This is a genomic window from Microbacterium marinilacus (assembly GCF_019753765.1).
Classification (GTDB): Bacteria; Actinomycetota; Actinomycetes; order Actinomycetales; family Microbacteriaceae; genus Microbacterium; species Microbacterium marinilacus.
Genome location: NZ_JAIJZW010000010.1, coordinates 93,455 through 118,313 on the forward strand (window position 1 = coordinate 93,455; position 24,859 = coordinate 118,313).

Sequence of the window (24,859 nt, forward strand, 5' to 3'; positions counted from 1 at the left end):
ACGGAGATCCGCGACGATGCAACCGCCGCGGCCCGACAGCCGCCCGGGCTCACGTCGGGGCGGCCTCCATCCCCCGCCAGATCACGTCGAAGGCCGCGCGGCAGCGCGCGACCGCCGACGGCTGCGACAGCGGCTCGCCCCGCACCACGATCTGGTAGTAGATCACCCCGCTGAGGAGGTCGGCGCACGCCTCCGGGTCGAGGTCGCCGCGCAGCACGCCGCGTTCCATGCCGACCCGCAGCGCGCCGACGGTGGCCACGCGTCGCCGGGCGACATGCGCCTCCCAGTACGCGCGCTGCAGCGCGCGGTCCTCGAGGCCGAGCACGAGACGCCGGCGCATGCGTGCCTCGGGGTACCCCGGCACCGCACGCTCGAGCCCCTCGACGAACGCGCCGAACAGCGCGACGCGCAGGTCGCCGTCCGTCGGGATGACGAGCGGCTCCCGTCCCCGGTCGAGCGCCGTCGCCACGAGGTCCGCGAGCGATGGCCAGCGGCGGTAGATGGCGGCTCGGCTCACTCCGCTGCGCTCGACCAGACGACCGGCGGTGACGTGCTCGCCGGCGTCGATGAGCGCCAGCGCCGCATCGATCAGGCGCTCGTCGTGCCCCTCGGCGCGAGGACGACCGGGGCCGCGACGTCCCTGAGCCGCCGCGGCCCCGGCGGCGGCGCCGGCGCCCCCACGATCAGGCGAGGGCACGGCCCCGCAGCATCTCGACGAGGGAGTCGTCCAGGCCCGCCGCACGGACGGGTGCGAGCGCGTCGCCGTCGTGGCGCTCGCGCAGCGCCCGCAGCGTGCCCCGCATGGCCTCGGCGTCGAACGCCCGCTCGCTCGCGGCCAGGACGGCCGCGTCCAGCTCCACCCCCATCGCGCGCAGCATCGGCGTCACCACGGCCCGCGTGCGGGCCATGATCGCATCGACGTTGGGACCGGTGCGGGCGTAGTCGTCGACGATCGTGTCGTCGTCAGCGCCGAGCGCCAGCAGCAGTGACGCGGCGAGCACCCCCGTGCGGTCCTTGCCCGCCGCGCAGTGGAACGCCACGGTGCCCGGTGCGGTCGCCATCACCGCGAGCGCGTTCACGAGCAGTGGTGCCGAGCGCTCGAACAGCGACACGTACATGGGCACGTAGACCTCGCGGTAGTCGCCCGACAGCAGGTCGTCCGACGAGACGGCCGAACGCAGGTCGGACATCAGCGACACGTGGTGGTACGTCACCGCGTGATCCGCGAGCGGACCGCGCCCCGTGATGCGGGTCTCGACGTTCGAGCGCAGGTCGATGACGGTCGACAGGCCTGCCTCGACCAAGGCGACGGCCACCTCGTCCGTCACGTACGACAGGTCGTCGGCGCGGATGGCGAACCCGGGGCGGATCTCGCCGTCGCGGACCGGGGTGCCGCCCAGGTCGCGCAGGTTGACGGGCGCGCTGAGTTCGACGGCGAGAGCCTCGAGGCGGTCGGACGACGCCGGGGTGTCTGCGATGGTCATGTGATCCTCTTCCGGATGATGGCGCTGGCCTGATCGATGAGCGTGACGAGCACGATGATGCAGATGACGATGGCGCTCAGGTGGCCGTAGTCGTACATGCGCATGGCGGTGGTCAGCTCGAGGCCGATGCCGCCGGCGCCGACCATGCCGAGGATGGTAGCGCCGCGCACGTTGCCCTCGAACAGCAGCAGCGTGTAAGACACGAGCAACGGCGCCGCCTGGGGCAGGACGCCGTACTGCACCACCTGGCGCCGGGACGCGCCGACCGACTGCATGGCGACGATCGGCCCGCGGTCGACCGACTCCATGGCCTCGGCGAACACCTTGCCGATCGATCCGATCGAGCCGAGCGTCATGGCGAGGATGCCGGCGAAGGGGCCGAGCCCCACGGCCGAGACGAACATCAGCGCGAAGACGAGCTCGGGCAGCGCGCGGATCACGTTCATGAGCCACCGGCACGGGTAGTACAGCCACGGCGGCGCGATGTTCGACGCGGCGCCGAACGCGACGACGAGCGACAGCACCGTGCCGAGCACGGTGCCGACGATCGCCATCTGCAGCGTCTCGATCAGCAGCTCGACGATCGTCCCGAACTTGTCCCAGGACGGCGGGAAGAGCCGGCCCAGGAACGTGCCCATGTTGGTCGCGCCGTCGCCGAGCTTCAGGAAGTCGAACTCGGCGCCGTCGAACGACCACACGAGGACGAGCAGCACCAGCGGGATGCCGATGAGCGTGCGGGTGCGGGGCATCCGGATCGCGCTCTCGAGCCGTCGGCGCTCGCGGGCGTCGAGCACCGGCGCGGACGGCCCGCGCCGGGCGCCGTCCGCGGCACCGTCCGTGCGGTCAGGCGACGTGGTCGACATCGTCGGCCTCCCCATCGTGGTCGTAGATCGACTGCAGAACGGCGGCGTCGAGCGCGGCGGTCTGCCCCGAGACCACCATGCGGCCGTGGCGCAGCCCGACGATCCGGTCGGAGTGCGTGAGCGCGAGCGGCAGCACGTGGAGGCTCACCAGCACCGGGATGCCGTCCTCCCGCGCGATGCGCTGCAGCAGCTCCAGCACGGTGTGGGACAGGCGCGGGTCGAGCGAGGCCACCGGCTCGTCGGCGAGGATGAGCGCGGGCCGCTGCATCAGCGCCCGCGCGATCGCCACGCGCTGCTGCTGCCCGCCGGAGAGCGACCGCGCCTGCTCGTCCGCCTTGTGGGCGATGCCGACGCGGTCGAGCAGCTGGAGGGCGCGCCGGCGGTGCGCGCCGGTGAAGCCGCCGACCAGGTTGAGGGGGCCCGCGTCGTGGAGCGCGCCCGTCAGCACGTTCGTGAGCACGCTGAGCCGGCCGATCAGGTTGAACTGCTGGAAGACCTGACCCACCGATGCCCGCAGGTGCCGCAGCTGGCCGCGCTGCAGGTTGGCGACGTCGTATCCCGCGACCCGGACGGCGCCGCTCGTCACGGGGGCGAAGCCGGTGAGCGACCTCATGAGCGTCGACTTGCCGGATCCGCTGGATCCGAGCAGCGCGACGACCTCGCCCGGGCGCAGGTCCAGGTCCACGCCGTCGAGGACGAGGGGCCCGTCGCCGTACGCGACCCGCAGATCGCGCACGGTGACGAGGGGCAGGCTCTGCCGCAGCTCGGCCGTGGTCGGCACGGGCTCGGTCAGACCGTCGGGCACGGGGCTCATCAGCCGAGGTCCGAGATGTCCACGTCGGCGATCGCCGCGATGTCCACGAAGGGCTGGAAGAGCTCCTCGGAGGGGTCGACGATGGCGGCGCCGCCCTCGATGGCCGAGAACATCGCGCCGAGCCGCTCGGCGTTCTCCTCGACGAAGACCTTCGGCAGCACCTCCTTCAGCAGCTCGGCCTTGTCGGCGGCGATCTGCTGGTCGGCCAGCACCGTGACCGACAGCGGCATGGCTGCGCTCACGCCGATGGAGCGCGTGTCGCCCTCCTCGAACGGGAACATGTCGGTGCCGGCCATCCCCGGGAAGATCGTCGAGGTGCAAGACACGTCGGCCTGCCCCTGCTTGAGCGCCTCGAAGCCCATGAAGTGGTCCCCGGCGAAGAGGGCCGTGTAGTCGACGTCCTTCTCCAGACCGGCCTCGTGCAGCGCGGCGACGGGCATGAAGTAGCCCGAGCTCGAGGCCGGGTCGGCGAAGGCGACGACCGTGTCGGGGGTGATGTCGTCGAACGACTGCAGCTCGGACTCGTCCAGGACGATGCACGTGGAGACCGGCTCGCCGTTGCCCTCCCAGGCGACGATCGAGTCGATCTCGCCGGTGTTCACGGCGAGGGCCGAGGGGAAGCCGCTCATGAAACCGATGTCGACGTGGTGGTTGCGGAGGGCCTCGAGCACGGCGGTGTAGTCCGGCACGTCGACGACCTCGACCTCGCGGCCGGTCTCCTCGCGGAGCAGTTCCGCGAAGGCCGTCACGGGGTTGGCGGCGGGGTCGTCGCCCAGCGGCGTGGTGGCGAAGGTGATGGGGGCATCGGGGTCGGACGACGCGGCGGGGGCCGCCTCGGCCGAGCCGCCGGCGCAGCCGGTCAGCGTGACGAGGGCCGACAGACCCAGGATGCCCGCGGCGGTGAGAGTGTGACGACGCATGGGGTGTGTTCCTTTCGGGAGGAGGGACGTCACACATGGAACGCCCGACGGGTGTCCGGGAAATACGAGAACGTCGTACTTGAAAAGGAACGGGACGTGAACAGTCGGTGTGTGCCCTAGCGGGCGGCGACCCCCGCCGCAAGGGGATGCCGCCGCCCTGTCGCGCCTCGTAACGTGGCCGGATGGACGTCACGATCTTCGCTCCGTCGCCCTCCCTCACGGTCACCATCGAGGAGCACGGGGCGGGACCCGACATCCATGTGCACGCGGGCGGGCAGGGGGTCTGGCAGGCCCGCATGCTGCGCAGGCTGGGCGCCGAGGTCACGCTGTGCTGCACCCTCACCGGCGAGACCGGTCAGGTCGCGCAGCACCTGCTGGAGGGAGAGGGCTTCCGCGTCGTGCCGATCGCGCGTGCCGGTCGGGGCGCCGCATACGTGCACGACCGGCGCGAGGGCGAGCGCACCGCCGTCGCCGAGTCGGAGGGCGAGCCGCTCGGCCGGCACGAGCTCGACGAGCTGTACGGCGTCACGCTGCGGGAGGGCATCGCGTCTGGGCTCGCGATCCTGAGCGGGCCGGACGGTGAGAGCACCCTTCCCGCCGACACGTACCGGCGCCTCGCCGCCGACCTCCGCACGAACGACGTGCGCGTCGTGGTCGATCTCGCCGGCGACCGGATGCTGGCGGCGCTCGAGGGCGGCATCGACCTGCTGAAGGTCAGCGACGAGGAGCTGCACGCCGACGGTCTGCTCGACGACGTCGACGCGGGCGACGACGCGGTCATCGAGGCGATGGACGAGCTGCGCCGCCGCGGGGCGAAGGACGTCATCGTGACGAGGTCCAGCAGCCCCTTCCTCGTCCTCGACGGACGCACGGTGCTGGAGGTGACGCCGCCCGAGCTGCAGACGGCCGACACGCGCGGCGCGGGCGACTCGCTCACCGCGGGCGTCAGCGCGTCGCTGGCGGCGGGCGCCCCGCTGCGGGAGGCGGTCGCGATGGGCGCGGCGGCCGGAGCGCTGAACGTCACCCGGCACGGGCTCGGCACCGGCGACACGGAGACCATCGAGAGGCTGCGACAGGCGGTCCGGATCCGCACGGTGCGCGGCGCGCCCCAGGAGCACGACGACAGCCAAGGCAGGGTGAGCCCGGAGGGTCTCGCGGCGCTCGCCGAGACCGCGGCGGATGCCGGGCGGGACGAGGAGGGCCAGGCATGACGCGGGTGCTGGTGACGAACGACGACGGCATCGACGCCCCCGGGCTCCACGCGTTGGCGCGCGCGGCGGTCGTTCACGGGCTCGACGTCACCGTCGCGGCTCCGGAACGCCAGTCGAGCGGTGCGAGCGCGTCGATCGTGGCCGGCGAGGAGGAGGGGCGCATCGCCGTCGAGCGGCGCACGCTCGACGGACTGGAGGATCAGCCGGCCTTCGCGGTGCGGGGCGGGCCCGGGCTCATCGCGCTCATCGCCGCGCACGGCGCCTTCGGCGAGAGATTCGACGTCGTCCTCTCCGGCGTCAACCACGGCGCCAACGTGGGACGCGCGATCCTCCACTCCGGCACCGTGGGCGCGGCGCTCACCGGGGGCCTCAACGGCGCGTGGGGCCTCGCCGTCTCTCTCGACGTCGGCATGCGGCCGGATGCGTTCGAATGGGACGCGGCCGCCGACACGGCGATCGGCACGCTGTCGTTCCTGACCACGCTCGAGCGGGGCTCGGTGATCAACCTCAACGTGCCGAACGCCCCTCGCCACCGCGGGGTGCGCGAGGCGCCGCTCGCCCCGTTCGGCATCGTGCAGACGACCCTCAGCGAGCGCGGCGAGAAGCACATCCGCCTCGCGGTCGAGGACCTTCCGAACGTTCCGGACCCGGGCACGGATGCCGCCCTTCTCGCCGAGGGGTGGGCGACGCTCACCGGCATCGAGCCGGTGTCCCACCGCGAGCTCGGCTACCGGGCCTGACGACCCGGGGCGTGGGCGGCGCCGGTGTCGGCGGAGCCCGTCAGAACAGGCCCGCGCCGACGAACGACCCCTCCGAGGCGCCCGGCGGGATCGCGAACAGGGCCGACCCGGTGTGCCGCAGGTACTCGTTCATCAGGTCCGTGGACAGCGAGCGCTGGAGGGCGACGAACCGATCCGGAGAGCGCTGGTAGGAGAGGAAGAACAGACCGGCGTCCAGACGTCCGAGGTCGTTGTTGCCGTCGACGTAGTTGTAGCCGCGGCGCAGGATCCTCGTGCCGCCGTTGTGATCCGGGTGGGCGAGGCTCACATGGCTCGCGGCGTCGATCCCGCCGGTCGCGAACTCGGGCGCCGAGAACTCGTCCCCTCCGGACAGCGGCGCCCCCTCCCCCTTGTCGCGCCCGACGATGCGGTTCTGCTCCGCCAGCCGCACCCGGTCCCAGGTCTCGATGAGCATCGCGATCCTGCGCACGACGAGGTAGGAGCCGCCCGCGAGCCATGACGGCCCATCGCCGCTCGGCACCCAGACATGCTCGCGGAGGGCGCTCTCGTCGTCCGCGAGGATGTTCGCGGTGCCGTCCTTGAACCCGAACAGGTTGCGCGGCGTCGCCTGATCGGCCACGGTCCGCGAGGTCCGTCCGAACCCGAGCTGCGACCAGCGCAGCCGTGCCCGGCCGAAGGCGATGCGCGTGAGGTTGCGGATCGCGTGGAAGGCGACCTGTGGGTCGTCCGCGCACGCCTGGACGCACAGGTCGCCGTCTCCGGAGGCGGGGTCGAGGTCGTCGCCGAGGAACGCCGGGAGGCGCTCGAGCGCGGGCGGACGGTGCGCGGCGAGCCCGAAGGGATCTTCTCCGTCGCGCTCGAACAGCGTCGGGCCGAAGCCGAACGTGATGGTGAGCGACGATGCCGGCAGCCCGAGCGCCTCGCCGGTGTCGTCCGGCGGCGCCTCCGGAGAGCCGCCGACCGCTCCGGTCGCGCTGACGTCGAGGCCCCGCGTCATCCGGGACGCGGCATACGACCAGTCCTGCAGCAGCGTCACCAGGTCGTCGCGGCCCGTTCCGGCGGCCATGTCGAAGGCCGCGAACTGGAGGTGATCCTGCACGGGCGTCGTGATGCCGGCCTGGTGGGCGCCGAAGAACGGGTGCACGGTGCCGTCGCCGCGTGCGGGCGCAGCGGCGGTGATGGCGGCAGTGGCCCCCGCGCCGATCGCCGCGCCCGCGGCTCCCGCCCCGGCGACGAGGCCCAGCAGCCCCCGGCGGCTGAGGCCGCCGGGGGCGTCCGAGGCGGAGGCGCGCGGGTGCTGCGTCATGTCACTCCAGGACGGCGACGGTCAGCTGCGACAGCGGCTCGGCCAGCGCGTTGATGAGGTCGCTCAGCTCGCGCTTTTCGTCATCGGTCAGCTCTCCGTACGACACGAACCCGCTGTCGATCGAGCCGTGCTGGGCGAGCGCCGTCTCCAGGTCGGCGTAGCCGTCGTCGATCGCGGCGACCAGGTCGTCGTCCTTGGTCTGCGCGAAGTCGCGCACGATCTCGAAGGCGTTCTTCGATCCCTCGACGTTCGCCTGGAAGTCGTACAGGTCGGTGCCGGACCACCAGTCCTCCTCGCCCGAGATCTTGCCCGTCGCCACCTCGTCGAGCAGGCCGATGGCGCCGTTGGAGATCGTCGCGATGCCGCCGTCGGCGAGGGCCGCGGTGAAGTCGTCCGAGTGCACGTAGTCGTTGAGCTCGGCGACGTCGGCGACCAGCTGCTCTCCGTATGCCGCGCGCTGCGCGTCGTCGGAGGGCTCCCAGTCCTGCCACGCGGGCGTCTCGCCGTCGGCGTTGAGGGCGTCCTCCGCAGGCACCCAGAGATCCTTCTCGATGCGGTGGAAGCCCGTCCAGTCCAGCCCCTCCGCCACGGCGTCGACCTCGCGGTAGTCGATGCGCGGGTCGAGGTCTCCGAGCGACTCGGCCACGGGCTCGATGCGCTCGTAGAACGCCCGTGTCAGCGGGAACAGCTCGCGCGCCGTGTCGTCGTCGCCGTCCGTGTACGCGGCCACGAACTCGTCGACGGCGGGCACCAGCTGCTCGACCTGGTCCTTGACGAACGCGGCGTACAGGGCGACCGACTGCTCCTTCACCTCGGCGTCCTCGCCGCTGATCGCGACGGCGTCTCCCGTCACCGAGAAGGCCGCACGGCCGACGCCCTCGCCGACCATCCCGGGCTTGCACAGAGTGAAGTAGTCGCCCGGCTGCGCGACGACGGTGAGGCTGCGCGAGGCTCCCGGGGCGATGTTCTCGACCTCGCCGACGATCCGCAGGCCGTCCTCGGCGAGCAGATAGAACTCGGTGACCTGCGAACCGCCGTTCGTGACGTCGAAGGCGACCGTGCCGCTCGTGGCGGTCGCGGTGTCCACGGCGCAGGACGTGTCGTCGGCGGAGACCGCAAGGGCGTCGCCGGCGGCGCCGTCGGGGGTGTTCGCCACGCAGCCGGCCAGGAGGAGGGCCGAGCCCGCCGCCGCGCCGAGCGCGAGAAGGGCGCGCTGAGGGTTCATGATGCTCCTTGTTCTGAGGGGTCGGGGACGGCGGACGCGGGTACGCGGGCCGGCCGCTGTCGGACGCGGCGGACGTACAGGCCGCCGACGATCAGGAGGTAGGCGCCCCACGCCAGCACCTGCAGCCAGGTCATCTGCGGGGTGAACCCGATGGTCGCCTGAAGCACCGCGGCCAGCGGGCCTCCCGGCGCGATCGCGGCGCTGACGTCGAACGCGTAGCCGAAGGGCACGCCTCCGACCCCGACGGCCACCGCGCCCGTCACGGGGTCGACGGGAGCGAGCGCGCCGAAGGGGCCCGGCAGCGCCCCGGCCTCCTGCAGGTCGTGCACACCGTAGGCGAGCACCCCCGCCGCCACGACGACGAGGGCCGCGCCCGTCCAGGCGAAGAAGCGGCGCAGATCCAGGCGCACGAAGCCTCGCTGCAGCAGCCAGCCGAGCAGCGCGGCCGCGACGATCCCCAGGACGGCGCCGATCAGGGCCTCGGGAGCGTTGCCGAAAGACCGGACCATCGACCACAGCAGCAGGGTGGTCTCGATCCCCTCGCGCGCCACGGAGACGAATCCGATCGCGACGATGGACCACAGCGACCCGCTGAGCAGGGCGCGCTCCGCGCTCCGCTCGAGATCGGCCTTCATGGAGCGGGCGGCCCGCTGCATCCAGAAGACCATCCACGTGACCATGCCGACGGCCAGCAGCGACAGTCCGCCGCCGATGAGCTCCTGCGCCTCGAAGCTGAGCGTGTAGGCGCCGAACGTCATCACGGCGCCGACGGCGACCGCGAGGAGGATCGCGAGCAGCACCCCCGCCAGCAGGCGGGGCACCACGTCGCGGCGCCCCGAGCGCACGAGGTACGCCACGAGGATGCCGACGACGAGGGCGGCCTCGAGGCCCTCGCGCAGGCCGATCAGGAACGTCGGGAACACGCCGCAGACTCGCATTCAGGGATGCCGTGCGCGGCCATCCGGTCGCGTAATCAGGTAAGGCTAACCTAACGGTGCGACGCTACTCCCGCCCTGCGGTTCTCGCAAACCCGACGGGGAACGGCGAAGGCCCGCCCCACACCTGGGACGGGCCTTCGAGAAGACGATTGAACGCTGGCGCGCTGCTGCTTCGTCGACGTCTGCTGCGCTCAGCGGCGCAGGCCGAGGCGCTCGATGAGCGAGCGGTAACGGCTGATGTCGATGTCCTGCAGGTAACCCAGCAGGCGGCGGCGCTGACCGACGAGCAGGAACAGACCACGACGCGAGTGGTGGTCGTGCTTGTGCTCCTTGAGGTGCTCGGTGAGGTCCTTGATGCGCTGCGTCAGCATCGCGACCTGCACCTCGGGGGATCCGGTGTCACCGGGGTGCGTCGCGTACTCTTCGATGATCGCCTTCTTGACGTCTGCTTCCAGTGCCATAGAACCGATCCCCTTCCTCTTCGTTGCGCGGCGCCCGACGCCTGATGCGCGAGCTCTCTTTATCCGCGGCCGATCGAACGGCAACCACGAAAGTCTACCAGCGTTCGCCGGCCGTCGGGACCCGTCGGCGCCCCACGCGCGCAGCGTGCCCTAGCCTCGTTCCGTGCCGAACACGATCCACCCCCTGCCGGAAGAGGCGCCGTGAGCGGCGCCGGCTCGCGCCGCAGCCACGTCATCGACATCCGCCCGCTGACCCAGAGCCCGCCGTTCGCCCGGCTCTGGGTCGGCACGCTGCTCGGCGGCCTCGGCGCGCAGCTGACCCTGACCGCCGTGATGCTGCACATGTTCGCGCTCACGCACGACACGTTCGCCGTGTCGATGATCGCTGTGGCCGGGCTCGTGCCGATGGTCGTCGCGGGCCTCTACGGCGGCATGCTCGCCGACCACTTCGACCGGCGCACGGTCGCCCTCGTGGCCGCGTCCATCGGCTGGTCGGCGACCGTGGCGCTGGCGACGCTGGCGTGGACGGGCCTCGTGAACGAGTGGTGGCTGTACGGCCTGTCCATCGTCAACTCGGCGGCGAGCACCGTCGCATCGGCCACGAAGGCGGCGATGACGCCGAAGCTCGTCGGCACCCACCTGATCCCCGCGGCCGCCGCGCTGACCGGCATCACGACCGGCGTCATGGTGATGGCGGGCCCCGCCCTGGGCGGCCTGCTCGTCGCGGCGTTCGGGTACCCGATCACCTACACGATCGACGCGGTGCTCACCCTGTCGCTCTTCCTGGGGCTCGCCACGCTCCCCCGGCTGACCCCGGAGGGTGAGACGAACCGGCCGGGCCTGCGATCGATCGTCGACGGCCTCGCGTTCCTGAAGGTCGCGCCGAACATCCGCATGCAGTTCGTCCTCGACGTCATCGCGATGACGTTCGGCCAGCCGATCGCGCTCTTCCCCGCGCTCGGCGTCGTGCTCCTCGGCGGCGGCGAGGTGACCTCGGGCATCCTGATGGCGGCGATCGCCGTGGGCGTGCTGGCGTCGAGCCTGTTCTCGGGCCGGATCGGCACCGTCCGGCGGCAGGGCGTCGGCATCGCTCGAGCGATCCAGGCCTTCGGCCTCGCCACGGGGCTGTTCGGCCTCGTGCTGTTCGCCGCCTCGATGGGCTGGTCGGCGGACGACGTCGACGCGGCACATCCCGACGTCCCCCTGATCGTCCTCGCCTGCCTCTGCCTGGCGCTCACCGGCGCGGCGGACAACATCAGCGCGATCTTCCGGCAGACGATGCTGCAGGCCGCCGTGCCCGACGCCGTGCGGGGCCGCCTGCAGGGCATCTTCATGGTCGTGGTCGCGGGCGGGCCGCGGATCGGCGCGCTGTTCACCGGCACGCTGGCGGGGATCGCCCTGTGGTTCCCGCCGCTCGCCGGCGGCGTCGTCATCGTCGTGCTGGTGGGGGTCATCCTGCGCCTCGCGACGCGCTTCCGCGCCTACGACGCCGAGAACCCCGTGCCGTAGACGACGATCGCCCCGGGCGTCGCGACGAGGCGACGGCCGGGGCGACCGGAGACGGGCTCAGGCCTGCAGTGCGCCCTGCAGGTCGACCGTGATGGTGACGTCCTTGCCGACCAGCACGCCGCCGGTCTCGAGGGCGGCGTTCCAGGTCAGGCCGAACTCCTCGCGGTCGATCTTGGTCGAGCCGGTCACGGCCGCCTTGTAGTTGCCCCACGGGTCGGTGCCGAAGCCGCCGAACTCGAGCTCGAACGTGACGTTCTTCGTCACGCCGTGGATGGTGAGGTCGCCGTCGACGTGGAACTCGTCGCCCTCGTGGCGCACGCCGGTCGAGACGAAGGTGATCTCGGGGAACTGCTCGGCGTCGAAGAAGTCGGCCGAGCGGAGGTGCTGGTCGCGCCCCTCGTCCTTCGTGTTGATCGACGCCGTCTCGGCCTTCGCCGACACCTTCGCGTCCAGCGGGTTCTCGGGCGCCTCGATGACGCCCTCGATGACGTGGAAGGTGCCCTTCACCTTGGAGATCATCATGTGGCGGACGCTGAAGCCCACCTCGCTGTGGGACGGGTCGATGACGTAGGTGCCGGGGCGGTAGCCGGGGATGTCGATGGTCATTGGTTCTCTCCTGGAAGTTGTTCCGTGACGGTCAAGGAAGACAATACTCATGCGTCTGCATGTATTCCAGACACGCCGGACGAATCTCGCGGGAACGACGACGGGCGCCCTCCCCGTCTCCGGGGCGGGCGCCCGATGGGTGCTCCGCGACTGGCGTCAGGCGACGTCGATCAGGTCGATGATGAAGATGAGGGTCTTGCCGCTGAGGAAGTGTCCCGCCCCGGCCGGGCCGTAGGCCAGGTGCGGCGGGATGACCAGCTCGCGGCGCCCGCCGGCCTTCATGCCGGGGATGCCGTCCTGCCAGCCCTGGATCAGGCCGCGCAGCGGGAACTGGATGCTCTCGCCGCGGTTCCACGACGAGTCGAACTCCTCGCCGGTCTCGTACTCGACGCCCGCGTAGTGCACGGTGACGGTGTCGCCGGGCTTCGCCTCGGCGCCGTCACCGGTGACGATGTCGCGGATGACGAGCTCCGACGGGGCCGGGCCCTGGGGGGCGTCGAACTCGGGCTTGCTGCGATCTTCGCTCATGTCCCCATGCAACCACGAACGCCTCGACGACGGCACGGGGTTACGCCGAGAGCGTCACGCGGCACCGCCGCGGGAGCACGCCCGGGCAAAGACTCAGCGCCCGGGCTGCGGCGATGCCTGCGAGTCCTCCGGGCGCTGAGCTGATCTGGGATCAGGATGCTCCCGCCCGGCGCGGGTGTCAAGACCCCCGGCCCGCTCGCGGGGGCCGGGACCTCGACCCTCAGTGCGCGAGCAGGGCCTGCCGTGTGGCGGTCAGACGGGCCAGCAGCACCTGCTCGTCCTGGGCCGCCTGGCGGTCGCGCCCCGACACGGCTCGCTGCCGTGCCGCGGCGAGCGCGGCGGAGTCTCGGATGAAGGTCGACATCAGCCTGCTGCGGTCCCCCGGAAGCCGCGCGGCCCACGCCCGCCCCGTGCGCCGGCCGGCCGGCGTGGCGAGCATGTCGACCTCCTGAGCCGTGAACCAGCCCGCCGCGGCGTACTCGCCGAGGCGCTCGCGGGTGAGACGCGCCTCCTCCCGGCGCAGCAGCACCACGCCCCACACGAACAGGCCGAAGATCGGCATCTGCAGCACGACGTAGTAGGCGAGGAACTGGACGACGTCGGCCACGACGAAGGTCGCGCCGTTCCACAGCGCATGGAGCAGCACCGCGGCCACGTACCCCACCGCCCCCAGCGCGAGCGTCGGCCCGGCCGCCCGGCCCCGCCGCACGGCGAGCCCCAGGGCGAAGCCGGTGCACGCCGTGAACATCGCGTGCGCGAACGGCGACATCACCGCGCGCACGAAGAAGGTCATGCCCAGCTGGAGCCCTCCGCCCTCGATGATCGAGACCGCGAAGTACTGGATGTTCTCGGTGAAGGCGAAGCCGGCGCCCACCAGCGCGCCGTAGACGACGCCGTCGACCGGTCCGTCGAACGCGCGGCGGCCGATCCACAGGATCAGCAGCAGGCCGAGCCCCTTGAACGCCTCCTCGACGAGGGGCGCCTGGATCACGGCCCCGAAGAAGTCGCTGCCCGACAGCTCCGGCACGACGATCGTCAGCGCGAGGGCGAACAGCAGCGTGAAGGCGATCGATGCGATGCCTCCCCAGGCCACCGCGAACACCGCGAGCGTCTTCGGCTCGGGCTCCCACCTGTCGATCAGCACGACGGTCCACACCACGACCGCGCACGGGATCAGCGCCAGCACGAAGCTGACGATGGAGGCCGCCGGTCCGAGGAAGGTCAGGAGGTACGCGCCGACGAGCAGCATCAGGAGGATCAGCACGATCCACAGCCACACCGGCGTCCCGCGCCCCTTCGTCGTCAGCGACGGCAGCGGAGCGACGGCGGGCGGGGCCGGGGCGATCGGGGCTCCCACCCCGTGCGGGGGCTGCGCGAACGCGGTCGGGAACTGCTGATGCGGCGGGTTCAGGCCGGTGCCGTGGCTCAAGGAGTGCCCCCTGTCGTTCCGGGTGGGATGTGCCGGGCCAGGTCGGATGCGCCGATCCCGGGCGGGACCCGCGCCGGTGCGCACGTGGTCGCGGGCGGCGCGGGTCACGGTCATCCTATGGCCGGGCCCGATCGCACCTGCGGCGTGCCCTGGGGTGCGTTGGGCAACCGGGGGCCGTCGCGAGCAGGAGCGATGCGTGCGTGTCGCAAGGCCGAGGAGGAAGGCGATGCCGACGCATCGTCGACCGACGAGAACGCGGCGAGACGGTGCGCAGCGCCCCGCGCAGCACGCACCAGGTTCGCGGCGTGCCCTAGCCTGGAAGGCATGCGTTTCGCCCACGTCGTGCTCCCCGGGGGCGACTCCCCCACCCTCGTTCTCGTAGACGGCGACGAGGCGACCCCCGTCGTCGCCCTCGTGCCCGACGGCCCGCGTACGCTCGAGCAGCTGATCGCAGGCGGGGACACACTGCGGAACGCGGTGAGCGCCGCCGCCGCGGGCGGCGCGGGCGCGGACGCGCGCGTCCGGATCGCCGACGTCTCGTTCGCGCCGGCGGTGCTGACGCCCCCGAGCATCATGGCGATCGGCCTGAACTACTCGGCGCACGCCGGCGAGCTCAACCTCAAGACCGACGACACCCCCACGGTGTTCACCCTCTGGCCGAACTCGCTGGCCGGCCACGAGGGGACGACCACGTGGTCTCGGACCCTCAGCGAAGCCGTGGACTACGAGGCCGAGCTGGGCGTCATCATCGGCCGTGCCGCGCGCGACGTGTCCGAGGAGGACGCGCTCGACTACGTGTTCGGGTACACCGTGGTCAACGACATCACCGCCCGCAACGTGCAGTACTCCGAGGCCCAGTGGTGCCGGGCGAAGTCGTTCGACGGCTTCACCCCCGCCGGCCCCTATGTCGTGACGGCCGACGAGGTGCCCGACCCGCAGGACCTGCACATCTGGACGGTGCTCGACGGCCACACCATGCAGGACTCCACCACGGCCACGATGGTCCGCTCGGTCGCGAAGCTGATCGCCCACCTGTCGCACGGCATCACGCTGCTCCCCGGCACGCTGATCTCGACCGGCAGCCCCGGCGGATCCGGGTACTCCCGCACGCCGCAGGTGCTCATGCGCGACCGCTCCACCGTCACCGTCGGCATCGACGGCATCGGGGAGCTGACGACCCACTGCCGCGTGGTCGGCTGACCGCCTCCGCCCGGCCTCAGGGCGTCGGCAGGTCCTCCGGCGAGATGATCGGGATGGCCGCCGTGACGGCCTCGATGCCGGACAGCCGCGCGGGGCGCAGCTGCTTCTCGACCTCGGCGCGTTCCATCAGCCCGGCCTCGACGACCAGGTCGGCGACGCTGCGGTTCGTCAGCAGCGCGGCCTTCGCCAGCGCCGCGGCGGCGGCATAGCCGATGAACGGGGTGAGCGCGGTCACGACGCCGACGGACGATCCGACCATGGCGCCCAGCCGCTCGCGGTTCGCGGTGATCCCGTCGACGCAGTTGACGCGCAGCGTGCGCATCCCCTGCCGCATCCACGTGATGGACTGCAGGATCGAGTGCGCGATCACCGGCTCGAACGCGTTCAGCTGCAGCTGACCGGCCTCGACGGCCATGGTGACGGTCATGTCCGCGCCGGCGACGGCGAACGCGATCTGGTTCACGGCCTCCGGGATGACCGGGTTCACCTTGCCGGGCATGATGCTCGACCCGGCCTGCCGGGCGGGCAGGTTGATCTCGCCGAAGCCCGCCTGCGGCCCCGACGACAGCAGCCGCAGGTCGTTGCAGATCTTCGAGAGCTTGATGGCGTTGCGCTTCAGCGACCCGGAGAACGACATGAAGGCGCCGGTGTCGCTGGTCGCCTCGATCAGGTCGGTGGCCGTCGACAGCGGCAGGCCGGAGATGTCGGCGAGGTGCCGGCGAGCCGCCTCGGCGTAGCCGTGGGGCGCGGTCACCCCCGTGCCGATCGCGGTGGCGCCGAGGTTGATCTCCGTCAGCAGCGACGAGTTCTCGGCGAGGCGGTGGTGGTCCTCCCCCAGCGTCGTCGCGAAGCCGTGGAACTCCTGACCGAGCGTCATCGGCACGGCGTCCTGCAGCTGCGTGCGGCCGACCTTGAGCACGTCGTGGAACTCGCGCGCCTTCGCCAGGAACGCCCGCCGCAGCAGATCGAGCTCGTCCAGCAGCGACACGTGCGCGAGCGAGATGCCGATCTTGATCGCCGTCGGGTAGACGTCGTTGGTCGACTGACTGCGATTGGTGTGGTCGATGGGCGACAGGAAGGCGTAGTCGCCCTTCTCGCGCCCGGCCAGCTCGAGCGCGATGTTCGTGATCACCTCGTTGGCGTTCATGTTGGTCGACGTGCCGGCGCCGCCCTGGATCACCCCGACGGCGAACTGCTCGTGGAACTCGCCGTCGATCACCCGCTGCGCGGCGCGGTCGATCAGCTCCGCCTTCGCGGGATCCAGCACGCCGATGTCGCGGTTCGCGCGGGCAGCGGCCTGCTTCACCATGGCGAGCGCGACCACGAGCTCCGGATAGATCGAGACCGGGCGCTTCGTGATGTCGAAGTTCTCACGCGCGCGGGCCGTGTGGATTCCCCAGTACACCTCCCCCGGGATCTCGAGGGAACCGAGCGAGTCGGTCTCGGTGCGGGTCGTCGCATCGTCAGCCATCGTTCTCCTTTTGGGCGTCCGGCCGTGCCCGTCGCCGTCGAGGGGCACCCCCACGAGCCTATGCCCGGCTTCGCTCAGGGCCGCGGCGGCTTGCGGGAGAACTCCTCGAGGCGCTGCTGCGGCGTGAGACGCGCCATGCGCTCGTACCAATCGGGGGTGAAAAAGGCTGCGGGATCGTCGGCGTCGACCGGGACGACGGTGTGCGTGACGGTGTCGTCGTACACGTGCACCAGCTGGAAGGTCTGGCCGGCGTCCATGCCGTTGACCCGCAGGGGCGGCCGGGCGACGTCCATCGTGTAGCAGGACGCCGCCGCCACGCTCACAGGCACCCCCGCGAAGACGCCGTTCATCGAGTAGTGCAGGTGGCCGGCGAGGATGGCCCGCACGTCCGACCCCGCGATCGCGTCGGCGAGGGCCGGCTGATCGCGCAGCTCGAGGATGTCGAAGAGCGGGACGTGGCTCGGCAGCGGTGGGTGGTGCAACGCGAGGATCGTGCCCAGAGGGGCGGGCGTCGCCAGCAGGTCGCGCAGCCACTGCCGCTGCTCCTCGTCGATCTCGCCGTGATGCCAGCCCGGCACGGAGCTGTCGAGCGCGACCAGACGCAGCCCGCCCAGGTCCCACACGCCCGTGACCGGCTGCTCGTCCGCCGACAGGCCCAGCAGGTCGCGCCGCAGCTCGGGACGCTCGTCGTGGTTGCCGGCCACCCAGACGACGGGTGCGTCGAGCCGCGCCGCGACCGGCTCCACGAGCTCGCGCAGCCGCAGGTACGCCCCCGGCTCGCCGAGGTCGGTGAGGTCTCCCGTGAAGACGAGCGCGTCGATGCGGACGGCCCCGTCCTCCGCCATCCGCTCGAGGCGGCCGAGCGTGCGCACGAGGTTCGCCTCCGCGTCGTAGAGGCCGCCGAGCGGCGCGTTTCCGGCCAGGAGGTGCGTGTCACTGAGGTGGACGATCGTCCGGCGGGCGGGAGCGTGCTGGCCGAGCTGCATGAGGCCAGGCTAGGCGCTCCCTCTCCCACGGGCGACACGCCACCCGGCCTTGAAGCTTAGGTAAGCCTTGCCTACTCTCGATCGGACGTGCTCACGACCTGAAGGAGAGATCTCATATGGGACGACCCCAGCCGGACGACACCACCGCACCCGCACAGGAGGCCGAGCGACTCGAAGACGCGGCCCTGCTCCGCGCCGACACCGCGGAACGCTACGAGGAGATCGTCACCGACGTGGTGGACCGCATCGCCGCCCGGCTGAGGCGCACCTCGGCCCCGTCGTCCGGCGCCTCCCATCGCGACCTCCAGGCGCTCGTCGACGCCGTCGACCTCGACGCCTCGGGGATCGGGGAGGCCGCCGCGCTGAGCGAGGCCGACGACCTCTACGCCCAGCACGCGGTCTGGTTCCACCACCCGTTCTACGCGGCCCATCTGAACTGCCCGGTCGCCATCTCGGCGGTCGCGGCCGAGAGCATGATGGCGGCGATCAACACCTCGGTCGACACCTACGACCAGTCGACCGTCGCCACCCTCATGGAGCGACGCCTGATCGCCTGGACCTGCGAACGCCTCGGGTTCGCGGCCGGCGACGGGGTGTTCACGTCCGGCGGCACGCAGTCCAACCTGCAGGCGCTGTTCCTCGCCCGGGAGGGCGCGATCGCCGCGACCGGCCGAGATCGCTCGGCGGTCCTCCCGCGGCTGCGCGTGCTCACCAGCGCCGAGAGCCACTTCTCCGTCGCGCGATCGGCGCTCCTGCTCGGGCTCGCCGACGACGCGGTGGTCCCGGTGGCGACGGACGGCGACGGGCGCGTGCTCGCCGACGCGCTGCGCGAGGCGGTGGCGGACGTCCGCGCGTCCGGCGACGTGCCGATGGCCGTCGTCGCGACGGCCGGCACCACGGATCGCGGCGTGATCGACCCGCTCGTCGCGATGGCGGACGCCTGCGACGACGCCGACGTGTGGCTGCACGTCGACGCCGCCTACGGCGGCGGGCTGCTGGTCTCGCCCACCCGCCGCCACCTGCTGGACGGCATCGAACGGGCTCGATCCGTCACTGTCGACTTCCACAAGACGTTCTTCCAGCCGGTCTCGTCGAGCGCCCTGCTGGTGCAAGAGCCCGCCGACCTCGCGACGGTCGCCTGGCATGCCGACTACCTCAACCCGGCCTCGGAGGCGGCGTCCGAGCCCAACCAGGTGGACCGCTCGCTGCAGACCACCCGCCGCTTCGACGCGCTGAAGCTGTGGACCACCCTCCGCGCCGTCGGAGCGGACGGGCTCGGGCGGATGGTCGACACGGTGTGCGACCTCGCGGCTCGCGTGCGCGAGCGTCTGGACGACGACGGCGATCTGCGGCCCATCGGACGCACCGACCTCAGCACCGTGCTGTTCCGCTACCAGCCGGCAGGCCTGGACGACGCCACCGCCGACCGCCTCGTGCCGCACGTGCGTCGCGTGCTGTTCGAGTCGGGCCGGGCGATGGTGGCGCGCACCGTGATCGACGGCCGGCCGTGCCTCAAGCTCACCCTGCTGAACCCGGACGCGACGGACTCCGACATCGACGGGGTCCTCGGGCTCGTGCGCGCCACCGCGCGCGGCGTGCTCGCCGGTGAGCGGCTTGCGGGACGCGCAGCCCCGGACGCCGAAGCGAGCGCCGAGGAGACCGCCCGATGACCCGCGACCCGCAGACCGTCCACGACCTCGTCGGCATCGGCATAGGGCCCTTCGGGCTCGGGCTCGCGGCCCTCGCCGAGCCGCTGCCCGACGTCGACGCCGTGTTCCTCGACCGCGCACCGGGCTTCCAGTGGCACCCCGGGATGATGCTCGAGGGCGCGACGATCCAGGTGCCGTTCCTCGCGGACCTCGTGACGATGGCCGACCCGACCTCGCGGTACTCGTTCCTCGCGTACCTGAAGGACGTCGGCCGTCTCTATCCCTTCTACATCCGCGAGTCGTTCTATCCGCTGCGCAGCGAGTACGACGACTACTGCCGCTGGGTCGCGCACCGGCTTCCGTCCCTGCGATGGGGACGGCGCGTGGTGTCGGTCTCCCACGACCCGGACGAGGACGCGTTCGTGGTGCGGGCGGAGCGCCTCGCCGCCGACGGGTCGGTGACGGGCGAGGAGGTGCACCGCGGCCGTCACGTCGTGCTCGGCGTCGGCAGCGCCCCGGCGATGCCCCCGACCCTGCAGGGACTCGCCGAGCAGGCGGCCGAGTCGCCCGAGGCCGCGCCCGTCCTGCACAGCGCCCAGTACCTCCCGAACCGCGAGAGGCTCGTGAGCTCCCGGTCCATCACCGTGCTCGGCAGCGGGCAGTCGGCCGCAGAGATCTACCGCGACCTTCTCGACGACATCCACGAGCGCGGCTTCCGGCTCGACTGGATCACGCGATCGCCGCGGTTCTTCCCCATGGAGTACACCAAGCTGAGCCTCGAGCTGACCTCCCCGGAGTACACGGACCATCACCGGGCGCTGCCGGCCGAGCTGCGCGACCGGCTGGCGCGCGAACAGCGCGCCCTGCACAAGGGCATCAGCGCCGCGCTCGTCGACGACATCCACGAGGCCCTGTACCGGCGCTCCAGCGGCGGCCGGCACCTGCCGACGACCCTCCGCGCCTCCACCGAGGTGATCGACGCCCGCCACGACGCGTCGACGGGCGAGCACGTGCTCGCCCTGCGGCACACGCAGTCGGGCGCCGTCACCGAGCACCGCACGCACGCGGTCGTCGCGGCGCTGGGCTACCGGCCTCGCACGCCGCGGTTCCTCGATCCTCTCGGAGACATGGTGCGCCGGGACAGCCGCGGCAGGCTGGACGTGGCGCGCGACTACACGCTGGACGACGCGGGGCGTCTCCACGCCATGAACGCCGAGGAGCACACCCACGGCGTGACCGCGCCGGACCTCGGATTCGGCCCCTGGCGGGCGTCCGTCGTGCTCGCCAACGTGACCGGCCGGGAGCCCTATCCGATCGAGCCCCGCATCGCGTTCCAGACGTTCGGGACGCCTGAGCCCGGCTCTCCCGATGCCCCCACCGAGACCGTCCTCCCCCGGACGACGGGCACCCGCACGACCGCGACGACAGGAGCGCACCGATGACCATCGACACCGTCACCCCCGCCATCGCGATCGCGCGTGTCGACCCGGACCGCGACGCGGCGCTCGTGCACGCCTGGCTGACCCATCCGCGGGCGCGGTTCTGGGAGATGACAGGGATCGACGCCGACGAGGCGCGCGCCTACCTGACGCGTGTGACGGACGACCCGCACCAGGACGCCTGGCTCGGCCGCGTCGACGGGAAGCCGCTGTTCTACGTCGAGACCTACGACCCGGCGCGCGTGCTGCCCGCGGACGTCCTGACGCCGGCGGCGGGCGACGTCGGCATGCACCTGCTGGTGGCTCCGCCCGACGGCGCCGCGCGACGCGGGCTCACGTCGGAGATCATGGCGGCGGTGATGCGGCATTGCCTCGACCCGCTCGGCGGCCTCGGAGCGGACAGGGTGGTGGTCGAGCCCGACGTCCGCAACGCCGCCATCCTCTCCAAGAACGCCGCCGCCGGGTTCCGCGTGGTGAACGAGGCCGACGTCGTGATCGACGGCATCGCCAAGCGCGCCGCCGTGAGCGTCTGCACCCGCCAGGACTTCGCGGCGAGCCCGCTCGGGGACGGGCCGGCAGCGGCCGAGTCGGCCCATCTGGACGGCGACCTCGGGCGGCGGGCCCACCGGCACCTCGTCGCCAAGGCGATCGCCGAGTTCGCGCACGAGCGCATGATCGCCCCGGAGCCGGACGGCGCGGGAGGATGGGCGCTGCGCGTCCCCGACCATGACGTCGCCTACGCCTTCAGCGCGCGCGTGCTCCCGCTCGAGCACTGGGCCATCGACGAGGCGTCGATCGTCCGTCGCATCGGGGGCGCCGAGACGCCGCTCGACGTGCTCGAGCTGATCCTCGAGCTGCAGACGCGGCTCGGTCTGTCGGACGAGCTGCTTCCCGTCTACCTCGAGGAGCTGTCGTCGACGCTGGCGAGCGCGATGTCCAAGCTGCAGGGCGCGCGCGACGGCGACGCCCCCACGGCGGCGGCGCTCCTGAGCGCCGACCTGCAGCAGACCGAGGCCGCGATGACGGAGGGCCATCCCGGCTTCGTCGCGAACAACGGCCGCATCGGCTTCTCGCTGTCGGACTACCGCGCGTACGCCCCGGAGCGAGGCGGGCGCGTGCGGCTGCAGTGGGTGGCGGCGCGGCGCGAGCTGTCGCACCTGTCGCTCGGGCGCGGGCTCGACGAGGCCCGTCATCTCGAGGCTGCGCTCGCCCCCGATGAGCGCACCGCGTTCGCTTCGCGCCTGGCCGACCGTGGCCTGGACCCGGCGGACTACCACCTGCTGCCGGTGCACCCCTGGCAGGCAGAGCACCGTCTGCCGATCACGTTCGCGGCCGACGTCGCCCGAGGCGACCTCGTGCCCGTCGGGACCGGGGCCGACGAGCATCAGCCTCAGCAGTCGATCCGCACCTTCTACAACCTGACCCGGCACGGCGCGCCGTACGTGAAGGTGGCGCTGGCGATCCAGAACATGGGGTTCCTCAGGGGCCTGTCGCCGAAGTACATGCGCGACACCCCCGCGATCAACGACTGGGTGTCCGACGTGGTGGCGGGCGACGACGCGTTCGCGCAGGCGGGCTTCGGTCTGCTGCGCGAGCGGGCCGCCCTGGGCTACACCGGCGACGTGTACCACCGCTCGCACGTCGACAGCGCTCACCGCAGGATGCTCGCCGCCCTGTGGCGGGAGAGCCCCGCGACGATGACCGCGCCCGGCGAGAGACTCGCCACCATGGCCTCCCTGCTGCACCGCGACCACGAGGGCGCCGCCGTCGCGAGCGCGCTCGTCAGGGAGTCGGGCATCGGCGCGGAGGCGTGGCTGGGCCGGTACATCGACGCGTACCTCCTGCCGCTCGTGCACGGCGTGCTCGCGCACGACCTGGCGTTCATGCCGCACGGCGAGAACCTGATCCTCGTGCTGCGCGACCACGTCGTCGAGCGGGTGCTCATGAAGGACATCGGCGAGGAGGTCGCCGTGCTCGGCGACCGCGGGCTGCCGCCCGGCGTCGAGCGGATCCGCGCGGTCGTGTCGGGGCGGGAGAAGGCCCTCGCGATCTTCACCGACGTGTTCGACGGAGTGCTGCGCCACCTCTCGGCGATCCTCGAGACCGACGGCGTCCTGACCGCGGAGCGGTTCTGGCGGGTGGTGGCCGGGCGTCTCGACCGCTACGAGTCGGCGCACCCCGAGCACGCGCGCGGGCTCACGGGCGACGTCGACCTGAGAGCGGCGCGCTTCCCGCACTCGTGCCTCAACCGGCTGCAGCTGCGCAACACGCTGCAGATGGTCGACCTGGGCAATCAGGCCGAGTCGCTGCTGTACGCCGGGGAGATGGACAACCCCGTGCGGCGCTGAGCCGCCGGTGGCGGGCGCTCCGCGCGGACTCGCGTCGCGGGGCGCCCGCGGTCAGCCGAGGACGATGAGGAGGATGCCGGCGACCACCGCGAGAGCGCAGACGACGAAGCAGACGTACGCCGCCACCATGGAGGCGGTCTTCTGCGCCTCCGTCAGCGGGCTCTTCGACGCGGCCTTCGCCGCCGCCTTCTCGGCGCGCTTGATCTGCTTGGGCGAGAGCACGGTGATGGCGTCGGTGAAGGTCACGGGTGCGACCACGGGGATCCGGCCGCTGCGCGCGAGCAGCCGCAGGCCCAGCGCGTAGAAGCCGACCACGAGGACCGCGCCGACGAGCGCCGCGGCGAACACCTGCAGGAAGGCGATCCAGTCGATGGTCACTTCTGCTCCCCCTTGGCCGCCGCCTTCTCCTTCTGCGCCTTCCGCCGGGCCTTCTCGGCCAGGGCGCGCTGCTGCCGGCGGGTGGGCGGCGGGTTCTCGTCGACCTTGACCGCGTGGCCCGACTCGGCGACCTCGCTCATGGCGTTGCCGGCATGGACCTCGTCGCGACGCGAGCGCAGGAACAGGGCGACGATGATGATCGCGGCGATCACGGCGTCGATCGCGACGCCGAGCATGCCGAGGCCGAGGTTCTGCGTCCACACGACGAGCAGCGCGGCCAGCGCTCCCACCAGGCCGGCGGCCGGCAGGGTCAGCAGCCAGCCGACCGCGATCCGGCCCACCGTCCGCCAGCGCACCTCGGAGCCGCGACGACCGAGGCCCGAGCCGATGACCGAGCCGGAGGCGACCTGGGTGGTCGACAGCGCGAAGCCCAGGTGGCTCGACGCCAGGATCGTCGCGGCGGTCGAGGTCTCGGCGGCGAAGCCCTGCGCCGGCTTGACGTCCGTGAGCCCCTTGCCGAGCGTGCGGATGATCCGCCAGCCGCCCACGTAGGTGCCGAGGGCGATGGCCGTCGCCGCGGAGAAGACGACCCACAGCTGGGGCTCGTGATGCTCGGACGACTGCCACCCCGCCGCGATCAGGGCCAGGGTGATCACGCCCATCGTCTTCTGCGCGTCGTTCGTGCCGTGTGCGAGCGCCACGAGCGACGACGTGAAGATCTGGCCCCAGCGGAAGCCGTCGCGGCCGTCCGGCTTGCCGTCGTACCGGCGCGTGACCGCGTAGGCGATCTTGGTGACCGCGAACGCGATGATGCCCGCGGTGAGCGGTGCGAGCAGCGCAGGCAGCACCACCTTCGACACCACGATGCCGAAGTCGATGCCCGCGGCCCCGAAGCCGACGAGGGTCGCGCCGATGAGGCCGCCGAACAGGGCGTGCGACGAGCTCGACGGCAGTCCCAGCAGCCAGGTGAGCATGTTCCACGTGATCGCGCCGATGAGGCCGGCGAAGATCAGCGACGGGAACACGTCCCCGGAGATCTGGTCCTCCCGGATCATGCCGCCCGAGATGGTCTTTGCGACCTCCGTCGAGAGGAACGCGCCGACGAGGTTCAGCACGGCGGCGAGCGCGACCGCGGTCTTGGGCTTCAGCGCACCGGTCGCGATGGGGGTCGCCATCGCGTTGGCGGTGTCGTGGAAGCCGTTCGTGAAGTCGAAGAAGAGCGCGAGTGCGATGACCAGCGCGACGATGAGGGCTGCGGTTTCCACCGTCCGCCTTCCAGGATGCGGGTGACGTCCGCCGCGGCTCGATGCGGGGAGCGCGACGAGGGGCGAACGAAGAGTTCACCGGCTGTTCG

Annotated in this window: 23 protein-coding genes; 7 read left to right on the forward strand and 16 right to left on the reverse strand. The window is 72.1% G+C overall.

Features of this window, described 5'->3' with window-relative positions; all coding sequences use genetic code 11:
* Positions 1-49: 49 nt before the first annotated feature.
* Genes K5S26_RS15220 through K5S26_RS15240 form a run of 5 tightly spaced genes read right to left on the reverse strand, consistent with a single transcriptional unit; the run spans position 50 to position 4,081 of the window.
* A complete protein-coding gene (locus tag K5S26_RS15220; RefSeq protein ID WP_221859719.1) occupies positions 50-697 on the reverse strand; it encodes a TetR/AcrR family transcriptional regulator in 648 nt (215 codons plus the stop codon).
* A complete protein-coding gene (locus tag K5S26_RS15225) occupies positions 684-1,484 on the reverse strand; it encodes a tyrosine-protein phosphatase (protein WP_221859721.1) in 801 nt (266 codons plus the stop codon). The genes K5S26_RS15220 and K5S26_RS15225 overlap by 14 nt, the downstream gene beginning before the upstream one ends.
* Positions 1,481-2,347, reverse strand: a complete 867-nt coding sequence (phnE, locus tag K5S26_RS15230; protein ID WP_221859723.1) for a phosphonate ABC transporter, permease protein PhnE — start codon at positions 2,345-2,347, stop codon at positions 1,481-1,483. The genes K5S26_RS15225 and phnE overlap by 4 nt, the downstream gene beginning before the upstream one ends.
* Positions 2,328-3,161: a phosphonate ABC transporter ATP-binding protein gene (gene phnC, locus K5S26_RS15235; RefSeq protein WP_221859725.1), complete on the reverse strand. Its 834-nt coding sequence runs from the start codon at positions 3,159-3,161 to the stop codon at positions 2,328-2,330. Before phnC ends, phnE begins: the two co-directional genes overlap by 20 nt.
* Positions 3,161-4,081: a PhnD/SsuA/transferrin family substrate-binding protein gene (locus K5S26_RS15240; protein WP_221859727.1), complete on the reverse strand. Its 921-nt coding sequence runs from the start codon at positions 4,079-4,081 to the stop codon at positions 3,161-3,163. Before K5S26_RS15240 ends, phnC begins: the two co-directional genes overlap by 1 nt.
* 182 nt (positions 4,082-4,263) lie before the next feature.
* Here K5S26_RS15240 and K5S26_RS15245 point away from each other — a divergent pair, with 182 nt between their 5' ends.
* Both K5S26_RS15245 and surE read left to right on the forward strand, forming a co-directional pair.
* Positions 4,264-5,292 (forward strand): PfkB family carbohydrate kinase, encoded by a 1,029-nt coding sequence (locus tag K5S26_RS15245; protein WP_221859729.1) that lies wholly within the window; start codon positions 4,264-4,266, stop codon positions 5,290-5,292.
* A complete protein-coding gene (gene surE / locus K5S26_RS15250; protein ID WP_221859731.1) occupies positions 5,289-6,032 on the forward strand; it encodes a 5'/3'-nucleotidase SurE in 744 nt (247 codons plus the stop codon). Before K5S26_RS15245 ends, surE begins: the two co-directional genes overlap by 4 nt.
* Positions 6,033-6,072: 40 nt before the next feature.
* Here surE and efeB read toward each other — a convergent pair whose 3' ends face one another.
* The 4 genes from efeB to rpsO form a co-directional block, all read right to left on the reverse strand.
* Entirely contained in the window at positions 6,073-7,338 is a 1,266-nt protein-coding gene (efeB, locus tag K5S26_RS15255; protein WP_221859733.1) for an iron uptake transporter deferrochelatase/peroxidase subunit, read from the reverse strand.
* Between the two features lies 1 nt (position 7,339).
* The gene (gene efeO, locus K5S26_RS15260; protein ID WP_221859735.1) at positions 7,340-8,563 is read right to left on the reverse strand and encodes an iron uptake system protein EfeO; all 1,224 of its coding nucleotides are present in this window, start codon (positions 8,561-8,563) and stop codon (positions 7,340-7,342) included.
* Entirely contained in the window at positions 8,560-9,486 is a 927-nt protein-coding gene (efeU, locus tag K5S26_RS15265) for an iron uptake transporter permease EfeU (RefSeq protein WP_221859737.1), read from the reverse strand. The genes efeO and efeU overlap by 4 nt, the downstream gene beginning before the upstream one ends.
* 206 nt (positions 9,487-9,692) lie before the next feature.
* On the reverse strand, positions 9,693-9,962 hold the full coding sequence (rpsO, locus tag K5S26_RS15270) for a 30S ribosomal protein S15 (RefSeq protein ID WP_045276110.1): 270 nt from the start codon (positions 9,960-9,962) through the stop codon (positions 9,693-9,695).
* A 201-nt stretch (positions 9,963-10,163) separates the two neighbouring features.
* Here rpsO and K5S26_RS15275 point away from each other — a divergent pair, with 201 nt between their 5' ends.
* Positions 10,164-11,471, forward strand: a complete 1,308-nt coding sequence (locus K5S26_RS15275) for an MFS transporter (protein WP_221859739.1) — start codon at positions 10,164-10,166, stop codon at positions 11,469-11,471.
* A 57-nt stretch (positions 11,472-11,528) separates the two neighbouring features.
* Here K5S26_RS15275 and K5S26_RS15280 read toward each other — a convergent pair whose 3' ends face one another.
* The 3 genes from K5S26_RS15280 to K5S26_RS15290 all read right to left on the reverse strand — a co-directional run bounded on the left by K5S26_RS15280 (position 11,529) and on the right by K5S26_RS15290 (position 14,034).
* Positions 11,529-12,077 (reverse strand): YceI family protein, encoded by a 549-nt coding sequence (locus K5S26_RS15280; RefSeq protein WP_221859741.1) that lies wholly within the window; start codon positions 12,075-12,077, stop codon positions 11,529-11,531.
* Between the two features lie 156 nt (positions 12,078-12,233).
* Positions 12,234-12,605 (reverse strand): FKBP-type peptidyl-prolyl cis-trans isomerase, encoded by a 372-nt coding sequence (locus K5S26_RS15285; protein WP_221859743.1) that lies wholly within the window; start codon positions 12,603-12,605, stop codon positions 12,234-12,236.
* A gap of 220 nt (positions 12,606-12,825) precedes the next feature.
* Positions 12,826-14,034, reverse strand: coding sequence for a PrsW family intramembrane metalloprotease (locus K5S26_RS15290; RefSeq protein ID WP_246604086.1), 1,209 nt, complete (start codon positions 14,032-14,034; stop codon positions 12,826-12,828).
* A 324-nt stretch (positions 14,035-14,358) separates the two neighbouring features.
* Between K5S26_RS15290 and K5S26_RS15295 the strand changes: the two genes are divergently transcribed.
* Positions 14,359-15,234 (forward strand): fumarylacetoacetate hydrolase family protein, encoded by an 876-nt coding sequence (locus K5S26_RS15295; protein ID WP_221859747.1) that lies wholly within the window; start codon positions 14,359-14,361, stop codon positions 15,232-15,234.
* Positions 15,235-15,250: 16 nt separating this feature from the next.
* Here K5S26_RS15295 and K5S26_RS15300 read toward each other — a convergent pair whose 3' ends face one another.
* Together K5S26_RS15300 and K5S26_RS15305 are read right to left on the reverse strand one after the other, a co-directional pair.
* Complete coding sequence (locus tag K5S26_RS15300) at positions 15,251-16,705, reverse strand: aspartate ammonia-lyase (protein WP_221859748.1); 1,455 nt, start codon at positions 16,703-16,705, stop codon at positions 15,251-15,253.
* A gap of 74 nt (positions 16,706-16,779) precedes the next feature.
* Positions 16,780-17,691 (reverse strand): metallophosphoesterase, encoded by a 912-nt coding sequence (locus tag K5S26_RS15305; protein ID WP_221859750.1) that lies wholly within the window; start codon positions 17,689-17,691, stop codon positions 16,780-16,782.
* A gap of 116 nt (positions 17,692-17,807) precedes the next feature.
* Between K5S26_RS15305 and K5S26_RS15310 the strand changes: the two genes are divergently transcribed.
* The 3 genes from K5S26_RS15310 to K5S26_RS15320 are packed head-to-tail and all read left to right on the forward strand — an operon-like array spanning position 17,808 to position 23,127.
* Complete coding sequence (locus K5S26_RS15310; RefSeq protein ID WP_221859752.1) at positions 17,808-19,361, forward strand: pyridoxal phosphate-dependent decarboxylase family protein; 1,554 nt, start codon at positions 17,808-17,810, stop codon at positions 19,359-19,361.
* The gene (locus K5S26_RS15315) at positions 19,358-20,782 is read left to right on the forward strand and encodes a lysine N(6)-hydroxylase/L-ornithine N(5)-oxygenase family protein (RefSeq protein WP_221859754.1); all 1,425 of its coding nucleotides are present in this window, start codon (positions 19,358-19,360) and stop codon (positions 20,780-20,782) included. The genes K5S26_RS15310 and K5S26_RS15315 overlap by 4 nt, the downstream gene beginning before the upstream one ends.
* On the forward strand, positions 20,779-23,127 hold the full coding sequence (locus K5S26_RS15320; protein ID WP_221859755.1) for a GNAT family N-acetyltransferase: 2,349 nt from the start codon (positions 20,779-20,781) through the stop codon (positions 23,125-23,127). Before K5S26_RS15315 ends, K5S26_RS15320 begins: the two co-directional genes overlap by 4 nt.
* Before the next feature lie 51 nt (positions 23,128-23,178).
* On the opposite strand, the gene K5S26_RS15325 is transcribed toward K5S26_RS15320, so the two are convergent.
* Positions 23,179-23,505, reverse strand: a complete 327-nt coding sequence (locus tag K5S26_RS15325; protein WP_221859757.1) for a peptidase — start codon at positions 23,503-23,505, stop codon at positions 23,179-23,181.
* A complete protein-coding gene (locus K5S26_RS15330) occupies positions 23,502-24,770 on the reverse strand; it encodes an inorganic phosphate transporter (protein ID WP_221859759.1) in 1,269 nt (422 codons plus the stop codon). Before K5S26_RS15330 ends, K5S26_RS15325 begins: the two co-directional genes overlap by 4 nt.
* Positions 24,771-24,859 lie beyond the last annotated feature (89 nt).